Source organism: Achromobacter sp. 46006 (assembly GCF_059761975.1).
Genome location: NZ_JCBANN010000092.1, coordinates 1 through 13,910 on the forward strand (window position 1 = coordinate 1; position 13,910 = coordinate 13,910).

At 62.9% G+C, this 13,910-nt stretch carries 11 protein-coding genes and 1 tRNA gene; 1 reads left to right on the forward strand and 11 read right to left on the reverse strand.

The window, feature by feature from the left end:
• A partial coding sequence (locus AC6LKG_RS25210) for a serine/threonine-protein kinase (RefSeq protein ID WP_498169479.1) occupies positions 1-930 on the reverse strand: 930 nt, incomplete at its 3' end.
• A 159-nt stretch (positions 931-1,089) separates the two neighbouring features.
• On the opposite strand from AC6LKG_RS25210, the gene AC6LKG_RS25215 reads away from it, so the two are divergent.
• The gene (locus AC6LKG_RS25215) at positions 1,090-1,485 is read left to right on the forward strand and encodes a TssQ family T6SS-associated lipoprotein (RefSeq protein WP_498169481.1); all 396 of its coding nucleotides are present in this window, start codon (positions 1,090-1,092) and stop codon (positions 1,483-1,485) included.
• Positions 1,486-1,609: 124 nt separating this feature from the next.
• Here the strand turns inward: AC6LKG_RS25215 and rpoC are convergent, their stop codons facing one another.
• From rpoC to AC6LKG_RS25265, 10 genes are all read right to left on the reverse strand, one after another.
• The gene (rpoC, locus tag AC6LKG_RS25220) at positions 1,610-5,854 is read right to left on the reverse strand and encodes a DNA-directed RNA polymerase subunit beta' (protein WP_498169482.1); all 4,245 of its coding nucleotides are present in this window, start codon (positions 5,852-5,854) and stop codon (positions 1,610-1,612) included.
• A complete protein-coding gene (gene rpoB / locus AC6LKG_RS25225; RefSeq protein WP_498169484.1) occupies positions 5,854-9,966 on the reverse strand; it encodes a DNA-directed RNA polymerase subunit beta in 4,113 nt (1,370 codons plus the stop codon). The genes rpoC and rpoB overlap by 1 nt, the downstream gene beginning before the upstream one ends.
• A 162-nt stretch (positions 9,967-10,128) precedes the next feature.
• A complete protein-coding gene (gene rplL, locus AC6LKG_RS25230; RefSeq protein WP_006389590.1) occupies positions 10,129-10,509 on the reverse strand; it encodes a 50S ribosomal protein L7/L12 in 381 nt (126 codons plus the stop codon).
• Between the two features lie 81 nt (positions 10,510-10,590).
• Positions 10,591-11,115 carry a 50S ribosomal protein L10 gene (gene rplJ, locus AC6LKG_RS25235; RefSeq protein ID WP_006389589.1) on the reverse strand — a complete coding sequence of 175 codons (525 nt, stop codon included), beginning with the start codon at positions 11,113-11,115 and terminating at the stop codon, positions 10,591-10,593.
• 249 nt (positions 11,116-11,364) lie between these two features.
• On the reverse strand, positions 11,365-12,063 hold the full coding sequence (gene rplA / locus AC6LKG_RS25240) for a 50S ribosomal protein L1 (RefSeq protein WP_175133224.1): 699 nt from the start codon (positions 12,061-12,063) through the stop codon (positions 11,365-11,367).
• 2 nt (positions 12,064-12,065) lie between these two features.
• Positions 12,066-12,497 carry a 50S ribosomal protein L11 gene (gene rplK, locus AC6LKG_RS25245; protein ID WP_006389587.1) on the reverse strand — a complete coding sequence of 144 codons (432 nt, stop codon included), beginning with the start codon at positions 12,495-12,497 and terminating at the stop codon, positions 12,066-12,068.
• A 61-nt stretch (positions 12,498-12,558) separates the two neighbouring features.
• On the reverse strand, positions 12,559-13,092 hold the full coding sequence (nusG, locus tag AC6LKG_RS25250; protein ID WP_006389586.1) for a transcription termination/antitermination protein NusG: 534 nt from the start codon (positions 13,090-13,092) through the stop codon (positions 12,559-12,561).
• A gap of 9 nt (positions 13,093-13,101) precedes the next feature.
• Positions 13,102-13,482: a preprotein translocase subunit SecE gene (secE, locus tag AC6LKG_RS25255; RefSeq protein ID WP_498169487.1), complete on the reverse strand. Its 381-nt coding sequence runs from the start codon at positions 13,480-13,482 to the stop codon at positions 13,102-13,104.
• A 64-nt stretch (positions 13,483-13,546) separates the two neighbouring features.
• Positions 13,547-13,622: transfer RNA gene (locus AC6LKG_RS25260), tRNA-Trp, on the reverse strand.
• 161 nt (positions 13,623-13,783) lie between these two features.
• The coding region (locus tag AC6LKG_RS25265) for an EF-Tu C-terminal domain-related protein (protein ID WP_458575104.1) at positions 13,784-13,910 on the reverse strand (127 nt) is incomplete at its 5' end.

A 13,910-nucleotide genomic window follows, 5' to 3' on the forward strand; every position in this document is an offset into this window, starting at 1 on the left:
CGCCATGCCAGCCGCGCCCGTCTCGGAAGCGGCCGGCTGCGAGGCCGCCGGCAGCGGCGCTTCAGACGGCGCCATGGCCGCGGGCGCTGGGGCGGTCGGGACAGGCGCGGACGAGGACGCCGGCAGATTCGGTTGCACCAATTCGGAACGCGTGATCACGCCATTGGTGCCACCGCCGCCGGCACGCAGCCAGGCATAGACGCCAGCGCCCAGCAACGCCACCAACAGCAGCAACAGCAGCAGTGGCCGGCCGGCGCCGCGCGGTTTGCCGGCTGCCGTGGCCGGCGCGGCGGGCAGGGTCGCGGCCGCCGCATGCGACACCTCCGGAACGACGGGCGCGGATTCGGCATACGCGGAGATATCCAGCATGGTGGCCAGTTCGGCCAGAGTCTGTGGCCTGTCGGCCGGCAGCATCGCCAGGCCGCGATCGATGGCCCCGAGAAATGCCGGGCTGTACTTCGTCAGGCCCAGTGCCATCAATGGTTCATAGCTGTCGGTCGCGCGGCGCTCCGGCGCGGGTGGCGGACGCAGGCCGATGACCAGGGCATGCATGACCGCGCAAAGCGCATAGACGTCGGTCCAGGGGCCTCGGGGCCATTCAGCGGAATCGGTATACAGTTCGAATGGCGCGAAACCCGGCACCGGCGTCACCCCTGCCCGGCGCGACCGCGGCACCGCCAGTTCCGGCAGCAGGTGCGCGCGCGCGCCTTCGTCCATGCCCACGGTATCCAGGGAAATGTCGCCGCAAATCTCGCCCTGGGCATGCAGGCCCATCAGCGACGGCAGCAGATCCGACAGCAAGCGCTTGATACGTGCCTCCGGCACGCCCCCCGCCGAACTGGCGGCAATGGCGCTCAAGGGGCGCAAGGCGAGCGGCGCGGCCCCTGAAAAGGGGCTGCGCGGCGTATGCAGGCCGACGGATGAAGACATAATCAAAATGCAGCGCGGCGGGCGCAGGAAAACGGGTTGACGGCTGATAGGCGGAATATTATCCAATCCGTTACGCAAGGACATTGCCGAAAATGTCCGAGCGCATCAGGCTGTGGCACGATAGCGTATCGTCAAATTCTCCCAATTCGCTGAAAGCCTATGAAAATTCGCCTTCTCTACGGTGTGCTCGGATTATCGTTCGGGCTGGCCGGCTGTGCCGGCCTGGCTGCCAATGCACCCGACCGCGCGCCCACGCCCGAGGCGCTGGAACAGTTGCAACAGGTACGTGACCAATACATGGCCGGCCATTACGGCGAAGTCATCCGCCGGGTGGCGCGTTCCGACGAACTGGCCGCGTCCAGCAAGGCCGTGCGCATCGAGGCGTACAAACTGCAAGCGTTCAGCTACTGCGTCAGCCGCTATACACAATTGTGCGAGGACAGCTTCGGCCGCATCCTGCAGATCGATCCCGCCTTTGAGCTGGCGCCCAACGAAGCGGGCCATCCGATCTGGGGCCCGGTGTTCCAGCGTGCCAAGAGCCTGGCGGCCAAGTAACGCAACTCAGCCAGGCGAAAGCAACCCAGCCAGGCGAAAAAAAGGCCGCTGATTCGCATCAGCGGCCTTTTTGCTTCTGGCCTCCCCCGCCGGAACCGCGCGGGGGACACACCGGCGCTTGCCTTTACTCGGCGGCGTCTTCGCTGCCCAGGTCGGCCGGCGGCACATCGGCGTCCGAACCCACCGTGACCGGCGCGTCTTCGAACGGGTTGGCCAACTGGCGGGCGGCTTCGCGTTCCGCGGCCTCCAGGGCTTCCTTGTCCTTGCGGGCATGGTGGTACGCCAGGCCGGTACCGGCCGGGATCAGGCGGCCGACGATGACGTTTTCCTTCAGGCCACGCAGGTCGTCACGCTTGCCCATGATGGCGGCTTCGGTCAGGACACGCGTGGTTTCCTGGAACGAGGCGGCCGAGATGAACGAGTCGGTCGACAGCGAGGCCTTGGTGATACCCAGCAGCACGTTTTCGTAGGTGGCCGGACGCTTGTTCTCGGCGTTGACGCGGTCGTTCTCGTTCAGCAGCTCGGAGCGCTCGACCTGCTCGCCCGGGATGAACTCGGTATCGCCCGCATCGACGATGTTCACACGGCGCAGCATCTGACGAACAATCACTTCGATGTGCTTGTCGTTGATCTTCACGCCCTGCAGACGGTAAACGTCCTGCACTTCGTCGACGATGTAGGTCGCCAGCTTCTCGATGCCCTGCAGGCGCAGGATGTCGTGAGGATCGGCCGGGCCGTCCACGATCATTTCGCCCTTGTTCACCACCTGGCCGTCGTGCACCAGCACCTGCTTTTCCTTCGGAATCAGGAACTCGTGGCTCACGCCTTCCAGGTCGGTGATGACCAGGCGCTGCTTGCCCTTGGTGTCCTTGCCGAACGAGACCGTGCCGGTGACGTCGGCGAGCATGCCGGCATCCTTGGGCGAACGGGCTTCGAACAGCTCGGCCACGCGCGGCAGACCGCCGGTAATGTCGCGGGTCTTTTGCGATTCCTGCGGAATACGCGCCAGCACTTCACCCACGGCAACCTGCTGGCCGTCACGCACGGTGATCAGCGCGCCGACCGGGAACGAGATGTTCACCGAGTGATCGGTGCCGGCGATCTTGACGTCTTCGCCGTTCTCGTTGACCAGCTTGATCTGCGGACGCATGACGATCTTGCCGCCACGGGTCTTGGGCGTGATGACGACGAGCGTCGACAGGCCGGTGACTTCGTCCACCTGCTTGGCCACGGTCACACCTTCTTCGATGTTCTCGAAGCGGACGGCGCCACCGTATTCCGACACGATCGGACGGGTCAGCGGATCCCACGTCGCCAGGCGCGCGCCGGCCTTCACGGCCTCGCCATCGCCCACCAGCACGGTCGCGCCGTACGGGATCTTGTGGCGTTCGCGTTCGCGGCCGTTGTCATCGAAGATCGCCAGTTCGCCCGAACGCGAGATCGCAACGCGCTCGCCCTTCGAGTTGGTGACGTAGCGCATGGTGCTGGCAAAGCCGACCACGCCGCTGGACTTGGTTTCCACCGCGCTGGCCAGGGCCGAACGCGATGCCGCGCCACCGATGTGGAACGTACGCATCGTGAGCTGCGTGCCGGGTTCACCGATGGACTGGGCGGCGATGACGCCGACCGCTTCGCCCTGGTTGACCGACGAACCGCGGCCAAGGTCGCGGCCGTAGCAGCGCGCGCACAGGCCGTGACGCGTTTCGCAGGTCAGCGGGGTGCGGACCTTGACTTCGTCCACGCCGATGCGGTCGATGGTGTCGACCATGTCTTCGTCCAGCAACGTGCCGGCCGTGATGGCGGTTTCCTGCGTGTCCGGGTTGACGATGTCCACGGCGGCAACACGGCCGAGAATACGGTCGCGCAGCGGCTCGATGACTTCGCCACCTTCCACCAGGGCCTTCATGTTGTAGCCCTGCGAGGTGCCGCAATCGTCCTCGGTGATCACCAGGTCCTGCGTCACGTCGACCAGACGACGGGTGAGGTAACCCGAGTTCGCCGTCTTCAGTGCCGTGTCGGCCAGACCCTTACGCGCGCCGTGAGTCGAGATGAAGTACTGAAGCACGTTCAGGCCTTCACGGAAGTTCGCGGTAATGGGCGTCTCGATGATCGAGCCGTCCGGCTTGGCCATCAGGCCGCGCATGCCGGCCAGCTGGCGGATCTGGGCGGCCGAACCGCGGGCGCCCGAGTCAGCCATCATGTAGATGGAGTTGAACGACTCCTGGCGCACTTCCTCGCCGTGACGGTTGATCACGGGTTCGGTGGCCAGTTGCTCCATCATCGCCTTGCCGACCTTGTCGCCGGCCTTGCCCCAGATGTCCACCACGTTGTTGTAGCGTTCCTGGGACGTGACCAGACCCGACGAGTACTGCTTGTCGATTTCCTTCACTTCGCGGCTGGCTTCGGCCAGGATGCCTTCCTTGGCCGACGGGATCAGCATGTCGCCCATGGCGATCGAGATACCGCCGCGGGTGGCCAGGCGGAAGCCCGACTGCATCAGCTTGTCGGCGAAGATCACCGTGTCGCGCAGGCCGCAACGGCGGAACGACTGGTTGATCAGGCGCGAGATTTCCTTCTTCTTCAGCGCCTTGTTCAGGACGGTGAAGGGCAGGCCCTTGGGCAGGATCTCGGACAGCAGCGCGCGGCCGACGGTGGTTTCGTGGCGGCGGATCACCGGCTGCCACTCGCCATTCTCGTCACGCTCGTGTTCCTTCAGGCGCACGGTGATGCGGCTTTGCAGCTCGACTTCGCCGTTGTCGTAGGCGCGTTGCACTTCGGCCACGTCGGTGAAGAAGATGCCTTCGCCCTTGCCGTTGATGCGCTCGCGGGTCGTGTAGTACAGACCCAGCACGATGTCCTGGGACGGCACGATCGACGGTTCGCCGTTGGCCGGGAACAGCACGTTGTTCGAAGCCAGCATCAGCGTGCGCGCTTCGAGCTGGGCTTCCAGCGACAGCGGCACGTGGACGGCCATCTGGTCACCGTCGAAGTCGGCGTTGAACGCCGCGCAGACCAGCGGGTGCAGCTGGATGGCCTTGCCTTCGATCAGGACCGGCTCGAACGCCTGGATGCCCAAACGGTGCAGCGTGGGCGCACGGTTCAGCATGACCGGGTGTTCGCGGATGACTTCTTCCAGGATGTCCCAGACCACCGGTTCCTGGCTTTCCACCAGCTTCTTGGCGGCCTTGATGGTCGTGGCCAGGCCCATCATCTCCAGGCGATTGAAGATGAACGGCTTGAACAGTTCCAGGGCCATCAGCTTGGGCAGGCCGCACTGGTGCAGCTTGAGCTGCGGACCCACCACGATGACCGAACGGCCCGAGTAGTCGACGCGCTTGCCCAGCAGGTTCTGACGGAAACGACCGCTCTTGCCCTTGATCATGTCGGCCAGGGACTTGAGCTGGCGCTTGTTGGCGCCGGTCATGGCCTTGCCGCGGCGACCGTTGTCCAGCAGCGAGTCGACGGCTTCCTGCAGCATGCGCTTTTCGTTGCGCAGGATGATTTCAGGGGCCTTCAGCTCCAGCAGGCGCTTCAGACGGTTGTTGCGGTTGATGACGCGGCGGTACAGGTCGTTCAGGTCGGAGGTCGCGAAGCGGCCGCCGTCCAGCGGCACCAGCGGACGCAGGTCCGGCGGCAGCACGGGCAGCACTTCCATGACCATCCACTCGGCCTTGATGCCGGACTTCTGGAAGCCTTCCAGCACCTTCAGGCGCTTGGAGATCTTCTTGATCTTGGCTTCCGAGCTGGTGGCCTTCAGTTCGCCGCGCAGCGTTTCCACTTCGCGGTCGATGTCGATGGTGCGCAGCAGTTCGCGCACGGCCTCCGCGCCCATCAGGGCACGGAAGTCGTCGCCGTATTCCTCGGTCTTGGCCAGGAAATCGTCATCCGACATGATCTGGCCGCGCTTGAGCGGCGTCATGCCGGGTTCGATCACGCACCAGGCTTCGAAGTACAGGACGCGTTCGATATCGCGCAGGGTCATGTCGAGCACCATGCCCAGACGCGACGGCAGGCTCTTCAGGAACCAGATGTGCGCGACGGGGCTGGCCAGCTCGATGTGGCCCATGCGTTCACGGCGAACCTTGGCAACGGTAACTTCAACGCCGCACTTCTCGCAGATCACGCCACGGTGCTTCAGGCGCTTGTACTTGCCGCACAGGCACTCGTAGTCCTTGATCGGGCCGAAGATCTTGGAGCAGAACAGACCGTCACGCTCGGGCTTGAACGTGCGGTAGTTGATGGTCTCGGGCTTGCGAACTTCGCCGTAGGACCACGAACGGATCTTCTCGGGCGAGGCGATGCCGATCTTGATGGCATCGAATTGCTCGTCTTGCGAGACTTGCTTAAAGAGGTCGAGTAGCGCTTTCATTAGTTACGCTCCAAATCCATGTCCAGGGCCAACGAGCGGATTTCCTTGACCAGCACGTTGAACGATTCCGGCATGCCGGCATCGATGACGTGATCGCCCTTGACGATGTTTTCGTATACCTTGGTGCGGCCGGTGATGTCGTCGGACTTCACCGTCAGCATTTCCTGCAGGGTGTAGGCGGCGCCGTAGGCTTCCAGCGCCCACACTTCCATTTCCCCGAAACGCTGGCCACCGAACTGCGCCTTGCCGCCCAGCGGCTGCTGGGTCACGAGCGAGTACGGGCCGGTCGAGCGCGCGTGCATCTTGTCGTCGACCAAGTGATGCAGCTTCAGGTAGTGCATGTAGCCGACGGTGACCGGACGCTCGAACTTCTCGCCGGTGCGGCCGTCGTACAGCCACGCCTGCGTGCGCGAGGGCGTCAGCGCCATGCGCTTGGCGACGTCGTCCGGATAGGCCAGTTCCAGCATCTTGGTGATTTCCTCTTCGGTCGCGCCGTCGAAGACGGGCGTCGCGAACGGCACGCCGTTCTTGAGGTTCTGGGCCATTTCCATGACTTCTTCGTCGGTCAGCTCGTCGATGCGCGCGCCGGTGCCGGTCGTGTTGTAGACCTTGTCCAGGTACGCACGGACGTTCTTGACCTGCGCGGTGCGCTCGTCGCGCAGCATGTCGGCGATGCGGTGACCCACGCCCTTGGCAGCCCAGCCCAAGTGCACTTCCAGCACCTGGCCCACGTTCATCCGCGAGGGCACGCCCAGCGGGTTCAGAACGATGTCGGCCGGCGTGCCGTCAGCCATGTGCGGCATGTCTTCCACCGGGGTGATGCGCGAGACCACGCCCTTGTTGCCGTGACGGCCTGCCATCTTGTCGCCGGGCTGCAGACGACGCTTCACGGCCAGGTAGACCTTGATCATCTTCAGCACGCCCGGGGGCAGCTCGTCGCCCTGCGTCAGCTTCTTGCGCTTCTCTTCGAAGGCCAGGTCGAACTGGTGACGCTTCTGCTCGAGCGATTCCTTGGCCTGCTCCAGCACCACGGCGTGGGGCTCGTCGGCCAGGCGGATGTCGAACCACTGCCAGCGGTCCAGATCAGCCAGGTAAGCCTTGGTGATCGTGGCGCCCTTGGCCAGCTTGCGCGGGCCGCCGTTGACGGTCTTGCCTACCAGCATCTTCTCGATACGGTCGAACTGGTCGTTTTCAACGATGCGCAGCTGGTCGTTCAGGTCCTGGCGGTAGCGGCGCAGTTCATCGTCGATGATGGACTGGGCGCGCTTGTCGCGCACGATGCCTTCGCGCGTGAACACCTGCACGTCGATCACGGTGCCGGTCATGCCCGAGGGCACGCGCAGCGAGGTGTCCTTAACGTCGGACGCCTTTTCACCGAAGATGGCGCGCAGCAGCTTTTCTTCCGGCGTCAGCTGGGTCTCGCCCTTGGGCGTGACCTTGCCGACCAGCACGTCGTCGGCGCTGACTTCGGCGCCGATGTAGGTGATGCCGGAATCGTCTAGGCGGTTCAGTTGCGTCTCGGCAAGGTTGCTGATGTCGCGCGTGATTTCTTCCGGACCCAGCTTGGTGTCACGGGCAACGACCGTCAGTTCCTCGATGTGCACCGAGGTGTAGCGGTCATCGGCCACGACCTTTTCCGAGATCAGGATCGAGTCTTCGAAGTTGTAGCCGTTCCAGGGCATGAACGCGATCAGCATGTTCTGGCCCAGGGCGAGTTCGCCCAGGTCCGTCGATGCGCCGTCGGCCAGCACGTCGCCCTTGGCGACACGGTCGCCGCGCTTGACGATGGGACGCTGGTTGATGTTCGTGTTCTGGTTGGAACGCGTGTACTTGATCAGGTTGTAGATATCGACACCGACTTCGCCGGCGACGTTTTCTTCGTCGTTCACGCGGATCACCACGCGCTCGGCGTCGACGTGGTCGACCAGGCCGCCACGCAGCGCCTGCACGGTGGTGCCCGAGTCAACGGCCACGGTGCGCTCGATACCCGTACCCACGACCGGCTTTTCCGGACGCAGGCAAGGCACGGCCTGACGTTGCATGTTGGCGCCCATCAGCGCGCGGTTCGCGTCGTCGTGCTCCAGGAACGGAATCAGCGAGGCGGCGACCGACACGATCTGCGACGGGGCCACGTCCATGTAGTGCACGTTGGCCGGAGCGGTCAGCATGGTTTCGCCGGCTTCACGGCAAGCCACCAGGTCGTCCACGAACTTGCCTTCTTCGTCCAGCGCAGCGTTGGCCTGCGCGATCACGTAGTGGCTTTCTTCGATGGCCGACAGGTAGTCGATCTGGTCGCTGACGCGGCCGTCGACGATCTTGCGGTAAGGCGTTTCCAGGAAGCCGTACTCGTTCAGGCGAGCGTACAGCGCCATGGAGTTGATCAGGCCGATGTTCGGGCCTTCCGGCGTTTCGATCGGGCAGACGCGGCCATAGTGGGTCGGATGCACGTCACGGACTTCGAAGCCGGCGCGCTCGCGGGTCAGGCCGCCCGGGCCCAGTGCGGAAACACGACGCTTGTGCGTGATTTCCGACAGCGGGTTGGTCTGGTCCATGAACTGCGACAGCTGGCTCGAACCGAAGAACTCCTTGATGGCGGCCGAGATCGGCTTGGAGTTGATCAGGTCGTGCGGCATCAGGTTTTCGGTCTCGGCCTGGCCCAGACGTTCCTTGACGGCGCGTTCGACCCGCACGAGGCCGGCGCGGAACTGGTTCTCGGCCAGTTCGCCGACGCAACGCACGCGGCGGTTGCCCAGGTGATCGATGTCGTCGATCTGGCCACGGCCGTTACGCAGCTCGACCAGCACCTTGATGGTTTCAAGGATATCTTCGTTGGTCAGCGTCATGGGGCCGGTGATGTCTTCACCACGGCCCAGGCGGCTGTTGACCTTCATGCGGCCGACGCGCGACAGATCGTACGTTTCTTCGCTGTAGAACAGGCGCTGGAACAACGCTTCCACCGCTTCTTCGGTGGGCGGTTCTCCAGGGCGCATCATGCGGTAGATGGCAACGCGCGCGGCCATCTGGTCGGCGGTTTCATCGGTGCGCAGCGTTTGCGAGATGTACGGGCCGCGATCCAGGTCGTTCGTGTAGAGCGTCTGGATGTCGTGCACGTTGGCGGCGCGCAGATTGCCCAGCACACTTTCGGTGATCTCGTCGTTGGCGTTGGCGATGACTTCGCCGGTGTCGGCGTCAACGATGTTCTTGGCCAGCACGCGGCCGTACAGGAAGTCTTCCGGCACGGAGATGCGCTGGATGCCGCCGGCAGCCAGGTCGCGCAGATGCTTGGCGTTGATACGCTTGTCTTTTTCGACGATGACCTTGCCGGAGCGGTCCGCGATGTCGAAGCGGGCCATTTCGCCCTTCCAGCGCTCGGGCACGAATTCCATCATGGCGCCTTCGCTCTTCAACTCGAAGTTGTCGAAGTCGAAGAAGTTGGCCAGGATCGATTCCGGCGTCATGCCGATGGCCTTGCACAGGATCGTGACAGGCATCTTGCGGCGGCGGTCGACGCGGAAGAACAGGACGTCCTTGGGGTCGAACTCGAAGTCCAGCCACGAGCCGCGGTAGGGAATCACGCGGGCCGAGAACAGCAGCTTGCCGGAGCTGTGCGTCTTGCCGCGGTCGTGCTCGAAGAACACGCCGGGCGAACGGTGCAGCTGCGACACGATGACGCGTTCGGTGCCGTTGATGACGAACGAACCGGTGCCGGTCATGAGCGGAATCTCGCCCATGTAGACTTCCTGTTCCTTCACTTCCTTCACGGTGGGCTTGCTGACTTCGCGGTCAAGCAGCACCAGGCGGACCTTGGCTCGCAGGGGCGAGGCATAGGTCAGGCCACGTTGCTGACATTCCTTGACATCGAACACCGGTTCGCCGAGCACATAGCTCACGAACTCCAAGCGCGCCATACCGTTGTGACTAACGATCGGGAAAATCGACGTAAACGCCGCCTGCAAACCGTCGGCTACGCGTTCGGACGGGGCGGTATCCGCCTGCAGGAAAGTTAGGTAGGATTGAAGCTGAGTCGCCAGGAGGAAAGGAACGTTTTGAACGTCTTCACGCTTGGCGAAGCTTTTGCGGATGCGCTTTTTTTCGGTGTACGAGTAAGGCATGAGCACTCCGACTCGAGGTTGCATGGGCCGTCAACCACGGCCCCAGGTGATACGACTCCAGGAAACCCCTCTGAAAGGACATGACCCCAGCAGGGGTTTCCTGGAAACGCAAAAGCCCGGGGACGGCAAATTGCGCTGTCCCCGGGCAAGTTGACGCAGGTCTTACTTGACTTCGACCTTGGCGCCAGCTTCTTCCAGCTTCTTCTTGGCGGCTTCGGCGTCAGCCTTGGCAACGCCTTCCTTGACGGGCTTCGGCGCGCCGTCGACCAGGTCCTTGGCTTCCTTCAGGCCCAGACCGGTCAGCTCGCGCACGGCCTTGATGACGGAAACCTTGTTGGCGCCGGCTTCAGCCAGGACAACGGTGAACTCGGTCTGCTCTTCAGCAGCGGCGGCAGCGCCACCGGCGGCCGGAGCGGCCACGGCCACAGCGGCGGCAGCAGCCGACACGCCGAACTTCTCTTCCATTTCCTTGATCAGCTCGGACAGTTCGAGCACGGTCATGCCAGCGATGGCGTCAAGGATTTCAGCTTTGTTAAGTGCCATTTTTAAGAACTCCAAATATTTGGGTAATGCCAGGGTTTGGGTGTCGCTCGGTCGTTCAGCGAATTCCGGGAAGGACGGCGATTAGGCCGCGGCCTTCTGGTCGCGCACGGCGGCGAGGCCACGGGCGAACTTGGTCGGAACTTCGTTGAGCGTACGCACGAATTGCGCGATGGGGGCTTGCATGGTGCCCAGCAGTTTCGACAGCAACTCTTCGCGCGAGGGCATGGTGGCCAGGGCCTTCACGCCTTCTTGGTTCAACAGGCTGTTGGGCAGAGCGCCCGCCTTGATGACCAGCTTGTCGTTGCTTTTCGCGAAACCTGCGAGGACCTTGGCCGCCGTAACCGGATCAGCGCTGATGCCATAGATCAGCGGACCGGTCAGTTGCTCGGCCAACGGCTCGAAAGCCGTGCCGGCAACAGCACGACGGGCCAGCGAGTTCTTCAGAACACGCAGATACACGCCCGATTCACGCGCAGTTTTGCGCAGTACGGTGACAGAGGCGACGTCCAGACCACGGTACTCGGCGATAACAATCGATTGCGCCTTGGCCACTTCGGCCGAGACTTCCTCGATTACCACCGCTTTCTCTTGACGATTGAGACTCACGGTTTGAACACTCCATCAAAAGACGCCTGGGGCCGGAGCCTTGCGCGTCAACCGAATGCGGCGCCTGGTCGAGTTCTTCGGGTAAAGAAATCTTCCTGGGGACGCCGTCTACGCTGGATCCGAACTGTGCGAGCTTCGGTATTAAGCGAGTCGGCGGGATACTGCTTCCACCGACCTGCTCCAGCGGTCTTTGACAGCAGCATCCGGAGGAATCCGGATGCGGCCCAAAGTACGTTTACAGCTGTAGGCTTAGGCAGCCGACAGCGAGGCAATTTCCACGCGCGCACCGCCGCCCATCGTGGACGAAACGGCCAGCTTGCGCAGGTAGATGCCCTTGGCAGCGGCGGGACGAGCCTTTTGCAGGGCGTCGACCAGTGCGGCCAGGTTGGTTTGCAGTTGTTCCACGTCGAACGACGCGCGGCCGATCGTGGCGTGGATGATGCCGGCCTTGTCGGTGCGGTACTGAACCTGACCGGCCTTGGCGTTCTTGACAGCGGTGGCGACGTCGGGCGTCACGGTGCCGACCTTCGGGTTCGGCATCAGGCCACGGGGACCCAGGACCTGGCCCAGGGCGCCCACGACACGCATCGTGTCGGGCGAAGCGATGACGATGTCGAAGTCCATTTGACCGGCCTTGATGCGCTCGGCCAGATCGTCCAGACCGACGATGTCGGCGCCAGCGGCCTTGGCGGCTTCAGCCTTGTCGCCTTGGGCGAACACGGCAACGCGGACCGTCTTGCCGGTACCGGCGGGCAGCACGACCGAACCGCGGACCAGTTGGTCCGACTTCTTCGGGTCGATGCCCAGTTGCACGGCCACGTCAATCGATTCGTTGAACTTGGCGACAGCGGTTTCCTTGACCAGGGTCAGGGCTTCGGCGACCGGGTACAGCTTGGTGCGGTCGATCTTTTGCGCAATGGCGGCGGCGCGCTTGCTCAGTTTTGCCATGATTAGATCCCCTCAACCGTGATGCCCATGCTGCGGGCGCTGCCAGCGATCGTGCGGACGGCGGCGTCCAGATCGGCGGCGGTCAGATCGGGGCCTTTGGCCTTGGCGATTTCTTCAGCTTGCGCGCGGGTCAGCGTGCCAACCTTGTCGGTATGCGGCTTGGACGAACCCTTCTGCACACCGGCAGCCTTCTTGATGAGGACCGTCGCGGGCGGGGTCTTCATGATGAAGGTGAAGCTCTTGTCGGCGAAAGCGGTGATCACCACCGGAATCGGCAGACCAGGCTCCATGCCTTGGGTCTTGGCGTTGAACGCCTTGCAGAATTCCATGATGTTCAGGCCACGCTGACCCAGGGCCGGGCCAATCGGGGGGGAGGGGTTAGCCTTACCAGCCGGCACTTGCAGCTTGATAAAGCCGACGATCTTCTTCGCCATGCTTTGCTCCTTGCGGGTTATATCGCCCTAGCGCGAGGCCAGGGCTCCCCGGGGTTTGAAATCAGGTCTTTTCGACCTGGCTGAAATCCAGTTCGACGGGGGTGGCACGACCGAAGATCGTGACAGACACGCGAACCTTGCTCTTTTCGTAGTTGACTTCTTCGACGTTGCCGTTGAAGTCCGCAAACGGACCTTCCTTGACCCGAACCATCTCGCCCACTTCGAACAGGATCTTGGGGCGGGGTTTCTCGACGCCCTCTTCCATCTGGGAGAGGATCTTTTCGACTTCCTTCTCGGAAATCGGGGTCGGACGATTGCCCGAGCCACCCAAAAAGCCGGTGACGCGGTTGGTGTTCTTGACCAGGTGCCACGTTTCGTCGGTCAGGTCCATTTCAACCAGGACATAACCGGGGAAAATGCGGCGCTCGGTGATCGACTTCTGGCCACCCTTGACCTCGACGACTTCCTCGGAGGGCACAAGAATGCGGCCGAAAGACGTTTGCAGGCCCGCGCGCTCGATGCGCTCGTTCAGGGCCTTGTGTACGCTTTTTTCCATGCCGGAGTACACATGGACGACATACCAACGCTTACTCATTCGCCGTCCTTATTTCCAGCCCAGCAACAGGCCGTAGAGAATCCATTCGATGCCCTTGTCGAGCACCCACATGAAAATGCCCATGATCGCCACGAACGCGAAAACGATGCCCGTCATCTGGGTCGTTTCCTTGCGGGTCGGCCACGACACACGCTTGACTTCGTTGTAGGACTCGCTCGCAAAGCTCAGGGTGCGACGGCCGGGTTCGCTGAACCAGGCGATCACGGCTGCGATCACGAGGCCGCCGACAAAGACGCCGATACGGGCAGGCATCGGTTGTGCGCTGAGCACGGAAAACCCGACGATGCCAGCAATAACGACAAGAACCGCCAGCCCGAGCTTGACCCGGTCGGCGGTACTGGTTACGGTTTCTACGCTGGTATTAGACATATTGCGACGCGAGCCGCCGTGAATGCGTAACTCGCGATGATCTCCCGCGGGTTTATCCTGGCGGTGGCAGGGGCAGTAGGAATCGAACCTACAACCTTCGGTTTTGGAGACCGACGCTCTGCCAATTGAGCTATGCCCCTAAAACTTAAACGCACTACAGCACTGCTACACGTGCACTACATTTTTACCGTTCCAGCCAAGCCGCCACGCGTAGCGGCTTGCGGAACCAATCATCATACTACTTTTACAGCAAAGATGGATAGAGGGACTTGAGAGTCCACTCTACCCATCCGGGTATTGCTTACTTCAGGATCTTGGCGACGACGCCGGCGCCGACGGTACGACCGCCTTCACGGATGGCGAAACGCAGGCCTTCTTCCATGGCGATCGGGGCCAGCAGCTTGACGGTCATCGTCACGTTGTCGCCC

Excerpts from the sequence above, each read along its gene's own strand:
- rplA (WP_175133224.1), bottom strand. The coding sequence starts at position 12,063 with ATGGCAAAACTGAGCAAGCGCGCCGCCGCCATTGCGCAAAAGATCGAC.
- rpoC (WP_498169482.1), bottom strand. The coding sequence starts at position 5,854 with ATGAAAGCGCTACTCGACCTCTTTAAGCAAGTCTCGCAAGACGAGCAA.
- nusG (WP_006389586.1), bottom strand. The coding sequence starts at position 13,092 with ATGAGTAAGCGTTGGTATGTCGTCCATGTGTACTCCGGCATGGAAAAA.
- rplK (WP_006389587.1), bottom strand. The coding sequence starts at position 12,497 with ATGGCGAAGAAGATCGTCGGCTTTATCAAGCTGCAAGTGCCGGCTGGT.
- secE (WP_498169487.1), bottom strand. The coding sequence starts at position 13,482 with ATGTCTAATACCAGCGTAGAAACCGTAACCAGTACCGCCGACCGGGTC.
- AC6LKG_RS25215 (WP_498169481.1), top strand. The coding sequence starts at position 1,090 with ATGAAAATTCGCCTTCTCTACGGTGTGCTCGGATTATCGTTCGGGCTG.
- rpoB (WP_498169484.1), bottom strand. The coding sequence starts at position 9,966 with ATGCCTTACTCGTACACCGAAAAAAAGCGCATCCGCAAAAGCTTCGCC.
- rplL (WP_006389590.1), bottom strand. The coding sequence starts at position 10,509 with ATGGCACTTAACAAAGCTGAAATCCTTGACGCCATCGCTGGCATGACC.